Origin of the sequence: Sphingomonas sp. 3P27F8 (assembly GCF_005502745.1) — a bacterium.
Lineage (GTDB): Bacteria > Pseudomonadota > Alphaproteobacteria > Sphingomonadales > Sphingomonadaceae > Sphingomonas.
In genome coordinates this window covers 95,860-113,698 of the sequence record NZ_SCNL01000007.1, presented here as the reverse complement: position 1 = coordinate 113,698, position 17,839 = coordinate 95,860, and the positions used below count along the sequence as shown (strand labels likewise).

Annotated in this window: 24 protein-coding genes; 16 read left to right on the top strand and 8 right to left on the bottom strand. The window is 63.8% G+C overall.

Going from position 1 to position 17,839, the window contains the following annotated elements; translation table 11 throughout:
- Positions 1–23: 23 nt before the first annotated feature.
- Entirely contained in the window at positions 24–458 is a 435-nt protein-coding gene (locus FFS35_RS10160) for a DUF3576 domain-containing protein (RefSeq protein ID WP_137786970.1), read from the bottom strand.
- 193 nt (positions 459–651) lie between these two features.
- On the opposite strand from FFS35_RS10160, the gene FFS35_RS10155 reads away from it, so the two are divergent.
- Entirely contained in the window at positions 652–1,371 is a 720-nt protein-coding gene (locus FFS35_RS10155; protein WP_137787095.1) for a porin, read from the top strand.
- A 4-nt stretch (positions 1,372–1,375) separates the two neighbouring features.
- Here FFS35_RS10155 and FFS35_RS10150 read toward each other — a convergent pair whose 3' ends face one another.
- Positions 1,376–1,885 carry a thiamine phosphate synthase gene (locus tag FFS35_RS10150; RefSeq protein WP_137786969.1) on the bottom strand — a complete coding sequence of 170 codons (510 nt, stop codon included), beginning with the start codon at positions 1,883–1,885 and terminating at the stop codon, positions 1,376–1,378.
- A gap of 22 nt (positions 1,886–1,907) precedes the next feature.
- Here FFS35_RS10150 and FFS35_RS10145 point away from each other — a divergent pair, with 22 nt between their 5' ends.
- The 4 genes from FFS35_RS10145 to ribA are packed head-to-tail and all read left to right on the top strand — an operon-like array spanning position 1,908 to position 5,108.
- Complete coding sequence (locus FFS35_RS10145; RefSeq protein WP_137786968.1) at positions 1,908–2,582, top strand: YggS family pyridoxal phosphate-dependent enzyme; 675 nt, start codon at positions 1,908–1,910, stop codon at positions 2,580–2,582.
- Positions 2,579–3,241 (top strand): HAD family phosphatase, encoded by a 663-nt coding sequence (locus FFS35_RS10140; protein ID WP_137786967.1) that lies wholly within the window; start codon positions 2,579–2,581, stop codon positions 3,239–3,241. The genes FFS35_RS10145 and FFS35_RS10140 overlap by 4 nt, the downstream gene beginning before the upstream one ends.
- A gap of 38 nt (positions 3,242–3,279) precedes the next feature.
- Positions 3,280–4,062: an exodeoxyribonuclease III gene (locus FFS35_RS10135; protein WP_137786966.1), complete on the top strand. Its 783-nt coding sequence runs from the start codon at positions 3,280–3,282 to the stop codon at positions 4,060–4,062.
- Positions 4,059–5,108 carry a GTP cyclohydrolase II gene (ribA, locus tag FFS35_RS10130; RefSeq protein WP_137786965.1) on the top strand — a complete coding sequence of 350 codons (1,050 nt, stop codon included), beginning with the start codon at positions 4,059–4,061 and terminating at the stop codon, positions 5,106–5,108. The genes FFS35_RS10135 and ribA overlap by 4 nt, the downstream gene beginning before the upstream one ends.
- 464 nt (positions 5,109–5,572) lie before the next feature.
- Here ribA and FFS35_RS10125 read toward each other — a convergent pair whose 3' ends face one another.
- The 5 genes from FFS35_RS10125 to hemE form a co-directional block, all read right to left on the bottom strand.
- Positions 5,573–6,181: an outer membrane lipoprotein carrier protein LolA gene (locus tag FFS35_RS10125; RefSeq protein ID WP_137786964.1), complete on the bottom strand. Its 609-nt coding sequence runs from the start codon at positions 6,179–6,181 to the stop codon at positions 5,573–5,575.
- A gap of 66 nt (positions 6,182–6,247) precedes the next feature.
- A complete protein-coding gene (locus tag FFS35_RS10120; RefSeq protein WP_137786963.1) occupies positions 6,248–6,970 on the bottom strand; it encodes a TerC family protein in 723 nt (240 codons plus the stop codon).
- A 248-nt stretch (positions 6,971–7,218) separates the two neighbouring features.
- Positions 7,219–8,475 carry a transcription termination factor Rho gene (gene rho / locus FFS35_RS10115; RefSeq protein WP_137786962.1) on the bottom strand — a complete coding sequence of 419 codons (1,257 nt, stop codon included), beginning with the start codon at positions 8,473–8,475 and terminating at the stop codon, positions 7,219–7,221.
- Positions 8,476–8,634: 159 nt separating this feature from the next.
- Positions 8,635–9,093 (bottom strand): CopD family protein, encoded by a 459-nt coding sequence (locus FFS35_RS10110; RefSeq protein WP_137786961.1) that lies wholly within the window; start codon positions 9,091–9,093, stop codon positions 8,635–8,637.
- A complete protein-coding gene (hemE, locus tag FFS35_RS10105; RefSeq protein ID WP_283214561.1) occupies positions 9,093–10,112 on the bottom strand; it encodes a uroporphyrinogen decarboxylase in 1,020 nt (339 codons plus the stop codon). The genes FFS35_RS10110 and hemE overlap by 1 nt, the downstream gene beginning before the upstream one ends.
- A 303-nt stretch (positions 10,113–10,415) precedes the next feature.
- Here hemE and FFS35_RS10100 point away from each other — a divergent pair, with 303 nt between their 5' ends.
- From FFS35_RS10100 to FFS35_RS10050, 11 genes are all read left to right on the top strand, one after another.
- Positions 10,416–11,246, top strand: coding sequence for a pyruvate, water dikinase regulatory protein (locus tag FFS35_RS10100; RefSeq protein WP_137787094.1), 831 nt, complete (start codon positions 10,416–10,418; stop codon positions 11,244–11,246).
- Complete coding sequence (locus FFS35_RS10095) at positions 11,243–11,833, top strand: nucleoside triphosphate pyrophosphatase (RefSeq protein WP_137786959.1); 591 nt, start codon at positions 11,243–11,245, stop codon at positions 11,831–11,833. The genes FFS35_RS10100 and FFS35_RS10095 overlap by 4 nt, the downstream gene beginning before the upstream one ends.
- The gene (gene aroE / locus FFS35_RS10090; protein ID WP_137786958.1) at positions 11,830–12,642 is read left to right on the top strand and encodes a shikimate dehydrogenase; all 813 of its coding nucleotides are present in this window, start codon (positions 11,830–11,832) and stop codon (positions 12,640–12,642) included. Before FFS35_RS10095 ends, aroE begins: the two co-directional genes overlap by 4 nt.
- Positions 12,639–13,232, top strand: a complete 594-nt coding sequence (gene coaE, locus FFS35_RS10085) for a dephospho-CoA kinase (protein ID WP_137786957.1) — start codon at positions 12,639–12,641, stop codon at positions 13,230–13,232. Before aroE ends, coaE begins: the two co-directional genes overlap by 4 nt.
- Positions 13,233–13,239: 7 nt before the next feature.
- The gene (dnaQ, locus tag FFS35_RS10080) at positions 13,240–13,932 is read left to right on the top strand and encodes a DNA polymerase III subunit epsilon (RefSeq protein WP_137786956.1); all 693 of its coding nucleotides are present in this window, start codon (positions 13,240–13,242) and stop codon (positions 13,930–13,932) included.
- A gap of 54 nt (positions 13,933–13,986) precedes the next feature.
- On the top strand, positions 13,987–14,571 hold the full coding sequence (gene raiA / locus FFS35_RS10075; RefSeq protein ID WP_137786955.1) for a ribosome-associated translation inhibitor RaiA: 585 nt from the start codon (positions 13,987–13,989) through the stop codon (positions 14,569–14,571).
- A gap of 16 nt (positions 14,572–14,587) precedes the next feature.
- On the top strand, positions 14,588–15,058 hold the full coding sequence (locus FFS35_RS10070) for a PTS sugar transporter subunit IIA (protein WP_137786954.1): 471 nt from the start codon (positions 14,588–14,590) through the stop codon (positions 15,056–15,058).
- Positions 15,036–15,500, top strand: a complete 465-nt coding sequence (locus FFS35_RS10065) for a PaaI family thioesterase (protein WP_137786953.1) — start codon at positions 15,036–15,038, stop codon at positions 15,498–15,500. The genes FFS35_RS10070 and FFS35_RS10065 overlap by 23 nt, the downstream gene beginning before the upstream one ends.
- A complete protein-coding gene (locus FFS35_RS10060; RefSeq protein ID WP_137786952.1) occupies positions 15,497–15,826 on the top strand; it encodes a DUF1491 family protein in 330 nt (109 codons plus the stop codon). The genes FFS35_RS10065 and FFS35_RS10060 overlap by 4 nt, the downstream gene beginning before the upstream one ends.
- A gap of 159 nt (positions 15,827–15,985) precedes the next feature.
- Positions 15,986–16,627: a cell wall hydrolase gene (locus tag FFS35_RS10055; protein WP_137786951.1), complete on the top strand. Its 642-nt coding sequence runs from the start codon at positions 15,986–15,988 to the stop codon at positions 16,625–16,627.
- Between the two features lie 85 nt (positions 16,628–16,712).
- On the top strand, positions 16,713–17,159 hold the full coding sequence (locus FFS35_RS10050) for an MmcB family DNA repair protein (protein WP_249341566.1): 447 nt from the start codon (positions 16,713–16,715) through the stop codon (positions 17,157–17,159).
- 22 nt (positions 17,160–17,181) lie between these two features.
- Here the strand turns inward: FFS35_RS10050 and FFS35_RS10045 are convergent, their stop codons facing one another.
- Positions 17,182–17,778, bottom strand: coding sequence for an ankyrin repeat domain-containing protein (locus FFS35_RS10045; RefSeq protein ID WP_137786949.1), 597 nt, complete (start codon positions 17,776–17,778; stop codon positions 17,182–17,184).
- Positions 17,779–17,839: the final 61 nt, after the last annotated feature.

Here is a 17,839-nt window from a genome sequence, read left to right as displayed (position 1 = left end):
CGCCGAGGGGTTCACCCGCAGCGTCAGCCGGTGATCGAAGCGCGGCGCAGATCGCGGGCGCGCGTAAGGATGATATCCTCAAGCTTCTGCGTGGTGGAGGCGGCGACCGGCGCGGAAATCCACTGCCCGTTCTGGTTGACCTCACGCAGCGCGGCAACGCGCAGCGCATCCGCGCGCAGATCCTGATCGAGGATCGAAACCGTCACCTTCATCCGCTCGCCCGGCACCTGCGGGTTGACGTACCAATCGGTCACGACGACGCCTCCGTTGGAATCCGTCTGCAGCAGCGGCATGAACGACAGGGTATCGAGCGTCGCGCGCCAGAGATAGGAATTGACGCCGATCGTGGTGATCTTCGAGGCAGCCAGATCGGCCTCCGGCCGGGCACGATGGTGGCCGCACGCGGCAAGAGCAAGGGCAGCGCCAACGGCTAGCGCGAGACGCAACGGGCGGAACATCGGCATCGTCCTGAAAGCTAGGGAAACAGCAGCGACAACCTCTACAGACGCACCCCGCCGCCCGCAAGCGCGGCGGCGGATGTGGGAGTCATGCAACAGTCGGCAACAAAGCGACTCTCGCGATGGTGCACGCGGATCGAATCGTGTTAGGCGCGTTATCGATCCTACTGGTTCGGAGAATATCGTGGTCGCGATGAGGGCGATTGCTGGCGGAATGATCGTGGCGCTTGTCGCTGCGGCGTCCGTCGTCGCGCCCGCGATCGGCGCCACCGAATTGGGCCAGCATGGCGCGAAGAGGGCGGCGCCCGTGGGCAGTTCCGCCAGATTTTCGAGCGGCTTCACCCCTTCGTCGGCTGATCCGCGGCTTGCCGCCGTATTCGCCCGCGGCGGGCTTGATGGCGGCGATGTCAGCGAGTTTCGTTTCACGCCCGCGGAAACGCGACAGGGCAACCGTGCGGTTACCGTTGCTGTCCGCGCTCGCTCGACTCGCGCAGGCGATGGATCGACTCGTTTTGCGTCGAATGCCCCCACCGTTGGAATCGCGCCGATCGCCTATAACCTGGGCGCTGCGATCGGCTGGCAGCGCTTTGCCGTTTCGGGCGATATCTCTCGAGTCGATGTCGGCCCACAGCCAGGCAGCCGCGAATCGGCCGATGTCGCGGTCAGCTATTCGCTCAATCGCTTCACTGGCCGGGTAAAGGCCAGTTCGGAGCATCCGCTGGCTAGCGCGCCCAAGACGGTCGATAACAATTCGAGCTATGCGATCGATGTCGGCGGCTCTTATTCGCTGACCCGAAATGTCGATCTCACCGCCGGGCTGCGATACAAGAGCGAGCGTGAACGGCTGACTCAGATCGCCGACGATCGTCGGGATAGCCAGGCCGTCTATGTGGGCACTGCGTTCCGTTTCTGACGCCTTATAGCCAGCCGTCGATCCCGGCCCAGCCGTCGAACCCGGCAAGCCGCGCGTAACTGCGCGCATCCATGCCGCCCAGCGCTATACGAGTAGCGGGCAATCCGCGCGCGATCGCTGAGGCACGGCGCGCGCCCAATGCGGGAGCGCCGGGATGCGAGCGGGTCGGGAAAACCGGCGATATGAATACCGCATCAGCGCCAACGCGCATCGCCCGCACCGCCTGCTCGCGCGAATGGGCGGGCCATGTGACGATTCCCCCGCCGCGCCGCTTATGGGTTCCCATCTCGCCAGCCAGCCGTGTGTCGCCGGCGCGCACCAGCACCAGCCCGCGCCGCCGAGAGATCCGCAACAGCGCCGCGAACAACCGCCGCCGCTCCCGTGCAGGGGTCGCATAGTGGCGAAAGACGATTCCCGAGCCGCGCGGCAACCGCCGAACAGCGCGCCACAGTCCAGCGCCCATCCGCTCATCGGTCATCAGCCAAAGGCGCGGGACGGGGTGGCGGTAGCGCATCTCGCTTCCTATAGCGCGCGCCATGCATTCCGCCGAGCCGTCTCCGCCCGCCCGACTCGCCGCGATCCACGAGCGGATCGCCCGCGCCGCCGCCACCGCGCGCCGCTCGGCCGGCGAAATCACGCTGATCGCGGTCTCCAAGACGCATCCCGTCGAAGCGATCACCCCGCTACTAGCGGCAGGACAGCGCGATTTCGGTGAGAACCGCGTACAGGAGGCGCAGGCGAAATGGCCCGTGCTGCGTGAACAATGCCCCGATGCCCGGCTGCACCTGATTGGGCAGCTCCAGTCTAACAAGGCGATGGAAGCGGTAGCTCTCGCGCATGCGATTCATGCCGTCGATCGCCCCTCATTGGTCAGCGCGCTCGCAAAGGCGATGGACGCACTCGGAAGGCGCCCCGGCTGTTTCATCCAGGTCAATATTGGCAACGAGGCTCAGAAAGGCGGCTGTGCCATCGCTGCGCTGCCCGATTTGCTCGCGGCGGCGCGCGCGGCGGATCTGCCCCTCGCCGGTTTGATGTGCATCCCTCCCGCTGACGTGGAAGCCGCGCCCTATTTCGCGCTGCTCGCCAAGCTGGCGCGCGATCATGGAATCACCGGGCTGAGCATGGGGATGTCGGGTGATTTCGAAACGGCGGTGACGCTCGGCGCCACGCATGTCCGCATCGGCAGCGCACTGTTCGGCGCGCGCGCATGAAGGTCGACGCGATCCTGTTCGATTTTGACGGTGTGCTCATCGAAAGCGAGGCGATCGGGAACCGCCAGATCGCCGACTATCTCACGTCGATTGGCCATCCGATCACGCCCGAGCAATCGATGGCCAATTTCATGGGCCTTGCCGGCGCGGATTTCCTTGCCCGGATCGAGCAGTGGATCGGCCGCCCGATTCCCGAAGATTTCCACGCGGCGCGCAAGGCCGAGGATGCGCGCGTCATGGCGGAGGGGATAGAGGCGGTGGCAGGCGCGGTCGCGTTTGTCGAATCGTTGCCGCCTGATCTGCCGCGCGCGATCGTCTCCTCCAGTTCGACGCGCTGGATCCGCCGTCACCTCGATCATATCGGGCTGACGGGCGCGTTCGGCGACCATATCTACTCGGGGCGCGAGCACGTGGCACGCGGAAAGCCCGCGCCGGACCTTTACCTCTACGGCGCGAACGCGCTCGGCGTGCCGATCGAACGCTGCGCGATCATCGAGGATTCGCCAGTCGGGGCGACCGGGGCGGTGGCGTCGGGCGGCCATGTGATCGGCCTGTGCGCCGGCAGCCATTGCGCAGCGGATCACGATCAGCGGCTTCGCGCAATTGGCGTACATGCGATCGCGCACGATTTCCTGAACGTCGCCCGCCTGCTCGCCTGATCTTCCCCAAAAGCGATGCTGCGGTTACACGCCGCCCCGTGAAGATCGTAAGCTGGAACATCAATTCGGTGCGGTTCCGCATCGCCATCGTCGAGCAGTTCCTGCGCGAGGCTTCGCCGGATATCCTGTGCCTGCAGGAAACCAAGGTGATCGATCAGGATTTCCCGGCCGAAATCTTCCGAAAGCTTGGCTACGATCATATCCTGATCCACGGCCAGCGAATGCACCACGGCGTCGCGGTCATCAGCCGGATCGCGCTGTCGGAAGATGACCGGCTGGATTGGCAGGCCAACCGCGAGGCGCGGCACATCGGCGTGCGGCTCGCCAATGGGGTGCGGCTTGAGAATGTCTATGTTCCCGCCGGCGGCGACGAACCGGACCGGACGGTGAACCCGAAATTCGGCCAGAAGCTCGATTTCGTCCAGCGGATGACCGAATGGTCGGAAAAGCTCGATCGGCCGACCATTCTCACCGGTGATTTCAACATCGCGCCCTTGCCCAGCGACGTGTGGAATCACAAGGCGCTGCTGAAGGTGGTGAGCCATACGCCGATCGAGGTGGAGGCCCTGGATCGACTCAAGGCATCGAACGACTGGATTGATCTCGGGCGGCATTTCCACCCCGCGCCCGAACGGCTTCATACCTGGTGGAGCTATCGCTCGCCCGACTGGACGAAGAATGATCGCGGCCGACGGCTCGATCATATGTGGGCAACGGGCGAGGTGGCGAAAGCCGCACGTGCGCACCATGTCTTCGAAGCGTGCCGCAGCTGGGAAAAGCCTTCGGACCATGTGCCGATCATGACCGAGTTCGATTTTTGACCGACGCGCGCCAGGCTGCCCGCGCGATTGACGCGCTGCGTCGCGGCTGGCCGATCCGTGTCGGAACACTGGCGCTGCTTCCGATCGAAACAGCCGATGCGGAGCGGCTTCATGCGTTCGATCCCGGTAATATCGCGTCAGTGCTGCTGTCGGCAGGCCGGGCGGCAACGCTGAAGCTCGCAAACCAGATCGAGGCAGCGGTGCCCGATGCGCCGGTGCTCGTTGATCGCGCGCCGTGGATCGATTTCGCCACGGCGACGGCGCTTGCCGATCCACAGCTCGATCTCGCCACTCCTCTCAAGGGCCCATTTCGGGCTATCCACAACAATGATTCGCAGGATGCAGCCGCTGCGCTTCGGCTGGCGCGGATCGCGGGATTGCTTCCCGCTTTCTTCGTCTTGTTCGACGGTGCGGGTGAAGTAGCGATAACTCCGGCGGATATCGATTTGCACGAGGACGCGATCCGCCTGACGATCGCCGCGCGCGCGCGGCTGCCGGTCGCGCATGCCGAGGATGCGGAGATAGTCGCCTTTCGCACGCCTGAATCGCCCGGCGAGCATATCGCGCTCCTGATCGGCGAACCGAACGGCTCCGAGCCGCTGGTCCGCCTGCACAGCGAATGCCTGACCGGCGATGCGCTTGGCAGCCTCAAATGCGATTGCGGGCCACAGCTCGATGCGGCGATTCGCGCAATCGAGGCGAGCGGCTGGGGCATCCTGCTCTATCTCCGACAGGAGGGCCGCGGGATCGGCCTGGTCAACAAGCTGCGGGCCTATGCCTTGCAGGATCAGGGCCATGACACGGTCGATGCCAACACGCGGCTCGGCTTTGCGATCGATGCACGAGATTTCGGTGTTGCCGCGCGTATGCTGAAGCTTCTCGGGCAAAGCGAGGTGCGCCTGCTGACCAATAACCCTGCCAAGGTTACAGGGCTCGAGAATGCAGGAATCCGTATCACCGAGCGTGTCGCGCACGCTCTGCCCGCCAATCGGCACAATGAGCGCTATCTCGCCACAAAGCGCGATCGCACCGGGCATCAGCTTTAAGGATTGGCGATTATAGCTTCAGGATGGCGCACGGGAAGCCGGCATGCCGTCCTTCCATGCCACCTGGTTCCACGATGACATCAAGGCGCTCCGCTGCGTCTGGGGCATCGTGTGGGCCAATCATGTGATTGCGATCGCTCGGCGACTGATCTCCATCGACGCTACACTGATCGACCAGGGCTCGTCGCGACGATCGCGTTGGCGCCACTCATCGCGCCGTCGTCATCCGGCGGATCATGAACGCAGGCATCTGCGAACCGGCTGGCTTCGCCCGTTGGCACAATCGCCAAAAGGTAAGGCCCCCGCTCCGGGGGCTTGGAGCGAGGGCCAACCTGACGTTCGTCACGCAGGGGAACACTGGCAGTCCCGGGCAACAGGGGGAAAATCCCGGGTGGCCTGTATTCACACCCGATCTTTACGCGCAGAAACCTGTCGCTCGGGTGAACGGTTGTAAGAAAAAGCCGCTAACTGTGAACGGAATTCCTCCGCGGGTCGTTCCAACGGAACGCTCCATCGTCCACCGGCCCGTTGAACCGCTGGTTGGACAAGCGGATTGTCGTGCGATTGCCCTGGCTGTCGAGCATCACCCAGCCCTGCAACATCAACCCGCCCGGGGCGGCCGCGTCACGTGCGAAAACGAGCGTTATTCGGCCATATTCGGGATGCCTGGCATCATAACCTTCCACCGACAGCACGCGCGGATCGGCCGAGGGAATGACCTTCGCGTAATTCCCGATATCCTTGTCAGGATTGATGAGTACGCCAAGCGGCGTGTTGCCGATCGGCCAGCGCTGCACCTGCCGCACGGAATAATCGATGAAGGTGAGCGCCTTGCCATCGCCAACGATCAGGAGCGGTACGCCCTTTTCATACTGAAAGCGGATCTTTCCCGGTTTCTTGAGCGTCAGCGTCCCGGTCAGCACTTTGCCGTTGCGGTCCGTCTGGCTGAAATCGGCTGTCATGCTGGAAACTGCCGAAAGGTGCCGCTGCACCTGCGCCAGATCCCCGGTCTGCGCCACCGCTGGGGCGGCCACAGCGACGATCGCGGACAAAACGGGCAGGACGGTCTTCACGCCAAATCTCCAGTCATCACCAGCCCCTATCCCCGACGCCGATTGAACACCCCGTGAACTCTCCGTTCATCCGAACAGCGAGATCAGTCCATGAGTGCTATCGGTGCCGATCCAGCCCTCATACACCATCTTGAACGCGACAAAGAGGATCACCGCCAACCCGAAATAGGCGATCCAGCGATAGCGGTCGATAATCCGGGCGATGAAATTGGCCGCCAGCCCCATCAACGCGACAGACAGCAGCAGCCCGACGACCAGAATTCCCGGATGTTCGCGCGCCGCGCCCGCCACTGCCAACACGTTATCGAGGCTCATCGATACGTCCGCCACGGCAACCGCCCAGGCAGCACCCGCAAAGCTCTTGGCGGGGGAGACGCCTGATTGCTGGCTGCCGTCGGACGCGTCCGCATGATGCCCGCCGCTCCTGATCTCACGCCAGAACTTCCAGCTCACCCACAGCAACAGCAGGCCGCCGGCGAAGATCAGTCCGACGATACCCATCAGCCATGTCACGATCAGCGCGAACAGAATGCGCAGCACCAGCGCCGCGCCGATGCCGATCAGTATCACCTTCTTGCGCTGTTCAGACGGCAGACCGGCGGCGAGCGCACCGACGACAATGGCGTTATCGCCCGCCAGCACCAGATCGATCATCAGCACCTGGCCGAATGCCGACAGCGCCGCCGGATCGGTAAGATTGGAGAAATCGGCGACAATATGCTGCCAGATATCGCCTAGCGAACCGGGGCCCTGCACGGCGGCCGCGGCGGCGATCAGAGTGAAGATCAACGCTGGTAACTCCCGGATTTGTTCCCCTGCCAACGGCTAACGCCGCTGCGGGTTGCAATCGGATGTTACAGCGCACCGGCGGTCGCGGCTACAGGTCTGTCACCTGGTCACCCTGTCGCCGAGCGCCGCAACCATCGAGGATACGCTGCCGGTTTCCGCCGCGCCGGCGCAAAAGGCCAACGGCGCCACAATATCGCGCCGTCGAATCGAGGTGCGCCCCATGCCAAACTGGCACAGGGCTCACACCGCTACTGGTTCATGCTGTCGAAGAAATCCTCGTTCGTCTTGGAATCCTTCATCTTGCCGAGCAGGAATTCCATCGCATCGACAGTGCCCATCTGCATCAGGATGCGGCGCAGCACCCACATCTTGGAGAGCTGCCCCTTTTCGACCAGCAGTTCTTCCTTGCGCGTGCCCGATTTGCCGACGTCGATCGCCGGGAAGATGCGCTTGTCCGCCACCTTGCGATCAAGCACGATTTCGGCGTTGCCGGTGCCCTTGAACTCCTCGAAGATCACTTCGTCCATGCGGCTGCCGGTATCGATCAGCGACGTGGAGATGATGGTGAGGCTGCCGCCTTCCTCGATATTGCGCGCCGCGCCGAAGAAGCGCTTGGGCCGCTGCAGCGCGTTGGCGTCCACACCACCGGTCAGCACCTTGCCCGACGAGGGGACGACGGTGTTGTACGCGCGGCCGAGGCGGGTGATGTTATCGAGAAGAATGACGACGTCCTTCTTGTGTTCGACGAGGCGCTTGGCCTTCTCGATCACCATCTCCGCGACCTGGACGTGGCGTGTCGCCGGTTCGTCGAAGGTGGAGGACACCACCTCGCCGTTTACCGTGCGCTGCATATCTGTAACTTCCTCGGGCCGTTCGTCGATCAGCAGCACGATCAGAAACACTTCGGGATGGTTGTGCGAGATCGCGCGGGCGATATTCTGCATCATGATCGTCTTGCCGACGCGCGGCGGCGCGACGATCAGGCAGCGCTGCCCCTTCCCGATCGGCGCGACCACGTCGAGCACGCGGCCCGACTTGTCCTTGATCGTGGGGTCTTCGATTTCCAGCTTTAGCCGCTCGTCGGGATAGAGCGGCGTGAGGTTGTCGAAATTGACGCGGTGGCGAACGCGATCGGGATCCTCGAAATTCACGCTGGTGAGCTTGGTCAGCGCGAAATAGCGCTCCCCATCCTTCGGCGCGCGGATTTCGCCTTCCACCGTATCGCCGGTGCGCAGACCGAACTTGCGGACCTGATTCGGCGAGACGTAGATATCGTCGGGCCCGGCGAGATAATTCGCCTGCGGCGAGCGGAGGAAGCCGAAGCCGTCGGCCAGCACCTCGATCGTGCCCTCACCCATGATCTGGTCGCCGTTCTCGGCCTGAACCTTAAGGATCGCGAACATCAGATCCTGCTTGCGCAGCGTGGAGGCGCCTTCGACGCCAAGCTCCTCCGCCAGCTGGACCAGTTCCGCCGGAGCCTTCTTTTTCAAATCTTTCAAATGCATATGTATCTCGTCCCGATGGGATCGGCAGGGGGAGGTAGCTCGGACGGCGGATAACGCTCGCGAACGATGCTGTAAGGAGGCGGCGGAACAGGAAAGAACCACCGTTGCGACGACCTAGGAAGAGGCCGCCGGCAAGTCAAGATACGAAGGGCAAGCAGATCAGAACGGGCGCACCATCACGAGAATCACGGTCAGTGTAGCGGCCAGCGCCGGCACCTCGTTCATCATCCGCAATGTCCGGTTGCTCAGCGTCGGCCTTCCCGCCGCCAGCTTCCTGGAATATCCGACCGCCCAGCCGTGGTAGCCCGAAAGCAGCACGACAATCGCGATCTTGGCATGGAGCCAGCCGAGACCGGGCGCACCCGCCAGCAATCCAAGATTGATCGCAAGCAGCACGCCGAACACCCAGACGAGCACCATCGCCGGCGTCAGGATAATGCTGCGCAAGCGGCGTTCCCGTTCCACCCAACGCGCGGCGTCGGCGGGATCGGCAAGGCCTTCCTGATGATAGACCAGGTAACGCGGCAACATGAACATGCCGGCCATCCAGAAGATCACGAAGATCACATGCCCGGCCTTCACCCAGTCATAGGCCGCGCCCAGAAATCCCGGCTGCATCAGTTTCTCCTCACCCGCGCCACGAGTTGCTCGACATGGGCGATCGGCGTGTGCTGGCCGATGCCGTGGCCGAGATTGAAGATGTGTGGCCGATCGCGAAATGCTTCAAGCACCCGATCGATTCCCCGCGACAGCGCATCGCCCCCCGTCTCCAGCGCCAGCGGATCGAGATTGCCCTGCACCGGCATTCCCGGCGGTAACACGGCATCGGCCCAGCGCGGATCGACCGTTTCGTCCAGCCCGATCGCGTCCACGTTCGTCCCGATGGCATAGGCAGGCAGCTTGCCCCCTGCACCTTTGGGAAAGCCGATGATCGGCGTCTCCGCGTGGCGCTCCTTCAGCGCGTGCACGATCGCCGCGTTGGGCGCGATGACCCAACGGTCGAACTGTTCAGGCGACAGGCTGCCCGCCCAGCTGTCGAACAGTTGCACCGCTTCCACGCCGGCCTCGATCTGCCGCGACAGATAGTCGACCGTCATCGAGACGATCGCCGCGATGATCGCGTCGAACGCAACCGGATCGCGATAGGCGAAGCTGCGTGTCTCGCCCTGGTCGCGGCTGCCCTGCCCGGCAACCATGTAGGTGGCGACGGTCCAGGGGCTGCCAGCAAAGCCGAGGAAGGTCGTCTCGGCCGGAAGCTGTCTCTTGACCCGCGCGACCGTCTGATAAACCGGATCGAGCCGCGCCTGAGCCCGCTCGAGCGCGCCCAACGGATGATCGATGAGCGCCGGGGAAAGACGCGGCCCCTCGCCGGCACCGAAGGTGAGATCCTGCCCCAGCGCCCAGGGCACCATCAATATGTCCGAGAACAGGATCGCGCCATCGAAACCGAAGCGGCGGATCGGCTGCAGCGTGACCTCGGCCGCTGCCGCGGGATCGGTCGCGAGTGCCAGGAATCCACCTTTTTCAGCCCGCAGTGCGCGATATTCGGGAAGGTATCGCCCCGCCTGTCGCATCAGCCACATCGGTGGAATGGCGGACTTCTCACCCTTCAGGACATTGAGCAGGGCCTTGGTCACCGGGAAGTGCATCCTTCTTCAATAATAAGGGATTCAAAGAGGTTGTTGATGCAGTAGGCGCGTGGGTTGCGGGGCTTATGCGTCAGTGCCGGAAATGCCAACAGCTTGACCGCGCGACAGTGGCTGAATCGCACGGATTCGGAAATCTCCATCCCCATAATCCACAGACTGTGGAGGAACAGCGGGGCCGTGGGCCGGTTTGTGGACGAATCACGCGTTATCCCCCGCGCCCGATCCGGGTTGGCGGACGGTTGAGCTTACGCTAGCGCTTATCCGCATGTTATCCACATGGTCGTACCGTCGATGGTGAGGCTTCACCTGCACTTGCTTTCGGATTCGACCGGCGAGACGCTGGAGAATATCGCGAAAGCGGCGCTCGCGCAGTTCGATGATGTCGAAACGGTGCGCCATTTCTGGCCAATGGTGCGCACGGAAACGCATCTCGATCGTATCCTGCAGGAGATCGCCCAGAATCCCGGTCTGGTAATCTATACGCTGGTGAACCCCGCGACCCGCGGCGCGCTGGAGCAGCGATGCCAGTCGCTTGGGCTGCCGATGGTGGCGCCGCTCGATCAGGTCACCGATTCGCTTACTGATCTGCTCGGGCAGCAGGCGAAGGGGCGACCGGGGCGGCAGCATGCGCTCGACGCGGCCTATTTCGAGCGGGTGGATGCGATCCAGTTCACGATCGCGCATGATGACGGGATCGGCGCCGAGGATTGGGAGCAGGCGGATATCGTGCTCGCGGGCGTCAGCCGTTCGTCCAAGACGCCGACGTCGATCTATCTCGCCAATCGCGGCTACAAGGTCGCCAATATCCCGATCGTCGTGGAAAGCCCGCCGCCGGCAATACTTTATTCGCTCAGGAACCCGTTGATCGTCGGGCTGACCACCAGTGCGGACCGGCTGATCCAGGTCCGTCGCAACCGGCTGCTGTCGCTCAACCAGACACCGCAGACGGCATATGTCGATCAGGAGGCGGTTACCAAGGAAATTGCCTTTGCCCGGCGGATGTTCACCGACAATGGCTGGCCGGTAATCGACGTCACACGCCGGTCGATCGAGGAGACGGCGGCGGCGATCATCTCGCTGTGCAACGAGCATCGCGGCAATCCTGGCGGGGGCGAGCAATGAAACTGGTCCTGGCCTCGCAATCGGCGTCGCGCTGCGCGATGCTGGAAGCGGCTGGCGTCCCGTTCACGGCGCAGCCGGCGCATGTTGATGAGGCGGCGGCGAAAGCGGCACTCGCCGATCGAAGTCCGCGCGATCTCGCCGATGCGCTGGCCGAGCTAAAGGCGCTGAAGGTGTCCCAGCGCGAGCCGCAGGCGCTGGTCCTGGGATCGGATTCGCTTGCCGTGCTGGAGGATGGCACGATTCTCGACAAGCCGGTAACGCGCGAGCAGGCGGCCGAGCACCTGTCGCTGATGTCTGGCAAGCGCCACGATCTGGTGAGTGCGGCGGTGGTCGCCGAGGGCGGCCGTGCGGTGTGGCGGCACGTCGATCGTGCGCGGATGTTCGTGCGGCCGCTGACCCCGGCATTCATCCATGCTTATCTCGATGTCGAGTGGCCGGCGATCGCGGGTTGCGTCGGCTGCTACCGCGTCGAAGGACCGGGCGTGCAGTTGTTCAGCCGGATCGAGGGCAGCCAGTTCACCGTGCTGGGCATGCCTTTGCTGCCGGTGTTGTCCTATCTGCGCGAACGCGGAGTGCTGCTGGTATGACGAGACCCTATGCCGAGGTGATCGGCGATCCGATCGCCCATTCCAAATCGCCGCTGATCCATGAATTCTGGCTGGAGAAGCTGGGAATCGACGCGGAGTACCGCGCGACACATGTCGTGGCGGACGATCTGCCGCGCTTCCTCGCCGACAGGCGGAATGATGCGGCGTGGCGAGGGTGCAACGTCACGATTCCGCACAAGATCGCGATGCTCGATCTGGTGGACGATCCGGGCGATGTGCGTGCGTCGATCGGCGCGATGAACACGATCGTTCGCGATGCCGAGGGGCGCGTGTTCGGCACCAATACCGATGCCGCAGGATTCTATGCGCCGATTGCGGAGATCGACCTTGCCGGTGCCCCGGTGGTGGTGATCGGGGCGGGCGGCGCGGCGCGCGCTGTGCTGTTCGCCCTCGCGCGTGCGGGCGCCGGGCATGTCACCGTCCTCAACCGCAGCCCGTTGAAGGGCGCGGCCCTGCTCGCGCGGTTCGGCCTGAAGGGTGATGCCCTGCCCCTTTCGGCGACGCTTCCGCCGGCAGCGCTGCTCGTCAACACCAGCGCGCTGGGCATGCAGGGGCAGCCGCCGCTCGAACTCGATCTGTCGCCGTTGCCGGATGGCGCGGTGGTTTACGATATCGTCTATGCGCCGCTCGAAACCGCTTTGCTGCGGCAAGCCGGGGCGCGCGGTCTGGAAACGATCGACGGGCTTGAGATGCTGATCGGCCAGGCGGCGATGGCGTTTGAACTGTTTTTCGGCCGGCCGGCCCCCCGCGCGCATGACGCGGCGCTGCGCACGTTGTTGATGCGATGATAAAGCTTGGCCTCACGGGGTCGATCGGGATGGGAAAATCCACCGTCGCGGCAATGTTCGCAGAGGAAGGCGTTCCTTTGTTCGATGCGGATGCGGCGGTCCATCGGCTGCAGGGAGCAGGCGGATCACTCGTCGCTGCGATCGAGTCCCGCTTTCCCGGCACCACCAGCCGGAACGGCGTTGACCGGCAGAAGCTTGGCGCCGCAGTGCTGGGCGATGATGTCGCGATGAAGGCGCTTGAGGCGATCGTTCACCCTGCCGTGGGGGCGGAGCGCGCGGGATTTCTCGCCGATCATGCCGATGCTGCGATGGTGCTGTTCGATATCCCGTTATTGTTCGAGACCGGCGGCGAGAAAGCGGTGGACAAGGTGGTGGTGGTTTCCGCCGCGCCGGACGTTCAGCGTGCGCGGACCCTCGAGCGCCCGGGGATGACGCCGGAGAAGTTCGATGCGATCCTCGCCCGCCAGATGCACGACGCCGATAAGCGCGCGCGCGCCGATTTCGTCATCCCCACCGATGTGCCGATCGAGGAGACCCGCGCCGCGGTGCGCGCGGTGATCGCTTGCCTGTCGCGCCAGACAGGCCGATAACGGGCGCATGCGGGAGATAGTGTTCGATACCGAAACGACCGGGCTGAGTTTTTCCGGCGGAGATCGGATGGTCGAAATCGGTTGTGTCGAAATTTTCAACCGGGTCGAGACGGGGCGCACCTTTCACGCTTATTACAATCCCGATCGGCCGATGCCGGCGGAGGCATTCGCGGTTCACGGCCTGTCCGACGCATTCCTTTCGGACAAGCCGCGCTTCCCCGATACGGTCGAAGCGCTGCTCGAATTTATCGGCGATGCGCCGCTCGTCGCGCATAACGCCGGGTTCGATTTCGGTTTTCTGAACGGCGAGCTGAGGCAATGCGGCCGTCCGCCGGTGTGCACCACGCGGATGGTCGATACGTTGAACATTGCGCGCTCGAAGCACCCTGGCGCCAAACATACGCTGGACGCGCTCTGTTCGCGGTTCGGGATCGATCGATCGCATCGCGTATTGCACGGTGCACTGCTTGACGCACAACTGCTCGCGCAGGTCTATGTCGAGCTGACGGGCGGGCGGCAGATCGGTCTCGGCCTTGTCAGCGAGATTGTCGTGGAAGCGACTGGTCAGGGACAGGCTCGGGTCAGCTCTGTCGTGCGTCCGGCCCGCGTTTTTTCGGTGAGCGAGGCGGAACTTGCCGCGCATGCTGCGTTCATGGGGAGGGTGAAGAACCCGATTTGGGGGAACGACGCGTCAGCATGACGCACATTCGGCACACGGGAAATATCCGGTGTCGCAACAAGTGGAGAAGAGAATATGGATATCCGCGTTTCTGGTCATCAGGTCGCCACGGGCGACGCGCTCAAGACCCATGTCGACGAGCGGCTCCAGGGCATCGCGGACAAGTATTTCTCGCGCGCGCTGTCGGCCGAAGTCACCTTCGGCAAAGGTCCGCGCGATGCGGGGTTCACCTGCGATATCGTCGCGCATGTAATGAAGGGCCTGGTGCTGAAGGGGCGCAACGATGCGCAGGACGCGCATCTCGCCTTTGACGGCGCGGCGGCGAAGATCGAGACGCAGCTCCGCCGCTACATGCGCCGCCTGAAGGATCGGCAGGCCGACAAGGCTGCCGAACTGGCGGAGGCCAATGGCTATGACAACGCGGGCTATACGCTGTTCGCCGAAACCCCTCAGGAAGATGAGGCCGGCGATGCGCCGCTGATCGTCGCCGAAACGCGTGTCGACGTGCCTGATGCCAGCGTTTCCGATGCGGTGATGATGCTCGATCTGCGAAACACCCAGGCATTGCTCTTCCGCAATTCCGGCACGGGCGCCTATAACATGGTCTATCGCCGTGGTGACGGGACGATCGGCTGGGTCGAACCGCAGCGAGCACGCTGAGGGAAGCAAAATATCGATGACCAGTGATCTCAGCGACCTGTTGTCGCACGACTTCATTCTTGTCGACGTAGCCGCCTCGGGCAAGAAGGCGCTGTTCCAGCATATCGCGGCCGTCACCGGGAAAGCGTTGGCGCTTGATCCGGTGACGATCAGTGCCGCGCTTGCCGAGCGCGAGAAGCTTGGCTCGACCGGTTTCGGCGGTGGCGTAGCAATTCCCCACGCCCGGATTCCCGGCATCCCGCGCATCGCGTTGCTGGTTGCGCGGCTTGCGAAGCCGATCGACTTCGCCGCGGTGGACGACGTGCCGGTTGATATCGTTGTCGCGATGCTGTCACCGCCGAATGCGGGGGCGGAGCATCTGAAGGCGCTGGCGCGCGTTTCGCGCAAATTCCGCAATCGCGCGTTCGTGGACAAGTTGCGCGGCGCGGGCTCGCGAGACGCTTTCTATGCATTGTTGACGGCGGATGAAGCGCGTGAAGCTTCCTGAAGGCGCGCCGGCGCATTTCCGCGCGCTGGAGTCGCTCTATGTTGCGGCGCCGATAAACCGATTCTTTGAATCGACGCTCGAAATTGTCGACGCCGGCGTCGCGCGCATCCGGTTCACCGTCGATCAGCGCCATTTTCATGCCGGCGGCGCGACCCACGGCACCGCGTATTTCAAGATGCTCGATGACGCGGCCTTTTACGCCTGCAACAGTCTGGTGACCGATCGATTCCTGCTCACCACGCAATTCAGCCTTTTGTTCACCCGTCCGCTGCCGGAGGGGCCGATCGTGGCGGAGGGCCGCTGGATCAGCGGCCATCGACGTGTGTTCGTTGGGGATGCGCGGCTGATCGACGCGGAGGGTGAGGAAGTGGCGCGCGGCACAGGAACGTTCATGCGCAGCAGGATCGCGCTCGCGGGTCTTCCCGGTTATCGCATGGCATGAACGCGCGGCTGCCGACACATATTCTGGTCAGTGCGCTATTACAGCGGGTGAACGACGCGGGCGGGATCGCGGTGGTTCGGGCGCGGGGGGACGCACAAGCGGGGGCGATCCTCGTCATTGACGAGCAGCAGTCGGCGGTGCTCGAGCGCGGGATCGGCCCTGATGGCGGGACGGCTTTGATCTCGACCGGCCCGGCGTCCGCGGCGGACGAATCGATCGACAATTACTGGGCACGCCGGCGGCAGCGAGACCCGGATCTCTGGGTGGTTGCTCTGGATATCCCGCAGGCGAAACGGTTCGCCGCTGAAACGATCTGCGCCGATTGACTCTGCTGCGCCGCAAAAACAGGAGCGCTACGTTCTTGTTCTAGCGTTGTGCCGATTGCGGGTGCGATCCGTTCGGTGACGCAGTCGGGGGGGAACCCGGCCGGTCGCACATTCTGACGATCGCGCATCCGCGTCCCAACCGCCCATGTCTGTTGTTGAATGCCGTTCCAATCCCGGATCGCGATCGCCGCGACCATGACTTTAGCCGCCATAGGGCTCGCTGCCGGAAGCAGCCCCAGCCTCGCGGCCGAGATAGCGCCTACGGCGCTCGCGACTATCCAGCCGGCCTATGTGCCGTCTGTTTCCACCACCATTGATTCCCCCTCCCCCGCTCCCGCGCCGACCGGATCGGTCGCCGACGATGCGCAGCCGGGGGACGTTGTGGCCTATCCCAATCTCGCAGCGGCCGTCGCTGCTCAGCCGATCAAGGGCGAAGTCGATGAGGATCTGCGCTGCCTTGCCGGCGCGATCTATTACGAATCGAAGGGCGAGCCGCTTGCCGGCCAGTTGGCCGTTGCGGAGGTCATCCTGAATCGCGCCGGCACAAGCCGTTTTGGTGACAGCGTTTGCGATGTCGTGAAGCAGCCGGGCCAGTTCTCGTTCGTGCGCAGCGGCCGGATTCCCAGCGTCGATCAATCGCGCCCTGCATGGCGCACCGCACTCGCCGTCGCCAAGGTTGCGATGAACGATGCGTGGGAAAGCGATGCGGGTGAAGCGCTGTATTTCCATGCGCGTCGCGTCGCGCCGGGCTGGAGCCGCGTGAAGGTTGCTTCGATCGGCAATCACATCTTTTATCGCTGATCTTTTTTTCGTTCCCTAGATGTTCTATACGGGCGAGGTGACAATCACCTCGCCCGTTTCATTGGTCGATGCTTCAATCGCCCCCATGGTGGCGGCGGATGTGGCGCGCGGCGTCACCAGGATGCTGTTGCGGCACGAGCTGGTGGCTATCCCCGAGGTGCCGCTGGAAGGCGGGCGCCGCGCCGATCTGATGGCGCTCGATGCGCGCGGCCGGATCACGATCGTGGAGATAAAGGTGTCGCGCGCCGATCTGCTCGGGGATGGCAAATGGCGCGAATATCTGGATCACTGCGACCGCTTCTTCTGGGCGGTGCCGGCCGGATTCGATCCGTCGCCGATCGAGACCGAGGCGTTCATGCCCGAACGTACCGGGCTGATCGTCGCCGATCGCTATGACGCGGCGGTATTGCGCGAGGCGCGGACCGATCCGCTTGCCAGCCATGTGCGCAAGCGCTGCACACTCGCCTTCGCGCGGCGCGCCGCGCGAAGGCTGATCGCCGTTCACGATCCGGAGGCGATACCGATCCTGTGAACGACGCGTTTTGCGTGCGCGATCACATCTTCGGGCCGGAGATCGCGCGCTTCGCTACCTTGGGTTTCTCATCGATCAACTTGGCGATCGCGGGCGCGCGCGAATCGGCATGGGCGTAATCGCGCGCCGACATGCCGGCCACATTGTCGGTAAGGTCGGGATCGGCGCCCGCGTTGAGCAAGGTCCGCACCAGCCCCAGGTCGCGGCGCTGCACGGCGCGAATCAGCGGCGTTTCGCCGGCGGAATTGGCAAGGTTGGGGTTCGCCTTCACCAGCAGCAATGTATCGACCAGACCGTTCTGTCCGAACTGGATCGCCATCAGCAGCGGCGTATCGCCCTTGCTGTTGCGAAGATTCGGGTCCGCGCCGCGCGACAGAAGATAGCGCAAATACGTGTCGTCGCCGCGCCGGATCACGATATGCAACGCCCCGTCGCCATTCGTCTGGTCACGGGTATTGATGATCCGCTGGCCGGGCTGGTCGAGGATCTTGGTCACCTCGTCCCCCTTGGCGTCCTTCACGGCCTGAAGAAACTTGTAGCTCTGCGATTGCTGCTGCGCGATCGCGGATAGCGGTGTGGTGCTCATCAGGATCGCGGCGGCGAGAAGGAAGCGCTTCATTGGCGGTCGGATTTCCACTCGATGTTGTGGTAACGGCTCTAACAGATCATTTCCGGCGGTG